This is a genomic window from Neisseria sp. P0009.S007 (assembly GCF_051962515.1).
In genome coordinates this window covers 1-274 of sequence record NZ_JBQCVF010001091.1, presented here as the reverse complement: position 1 = coordinate 274, position 274 = coordinate 1, and the positions used below count along the sequence as shown (strand labels likewise).

Sequence of the window (274 nt, the reverse complement as noted above, 5' to 3'; positions counted from 1 at the left end):
ACCGCTGGCAGCGCGGACGTAAAATGGCGATATTGGCGCACGAATTGGGAGATGCTGATGACGCTCGACCTCTTCCCCGAAACCGCCAACCCGCACGCCAACCTTCTGCCCTACGACGGCATCGTCAGCGATTTCGGACGGATTTTCACCATCGCCGAAGCTGACCGTTATTTTAAAATTTTGCAGCGTGATATTCCCTGGCGGCACGACGAAGCCGTGATATTCGGCAAGCACATCATCACTGCCCGCGAAGTCGCGTGGTACGGAGACACGT

Annotated in this window: 1 pseudogene; it reads left to right on the top strand. The window is 56.6% G+C overall.

Features of this window, described 5'->3' with window-relative positions:
- Nucleotides 1–57: 57 nt before the first annotated feature.
- A pseudogene (locus tag ACTHS3_RS17865) lies at nucleotides 58–274 on the top strand (alpha-ketoglutarate-dependent dioxygenase AlkB); the annotation flags it as partial.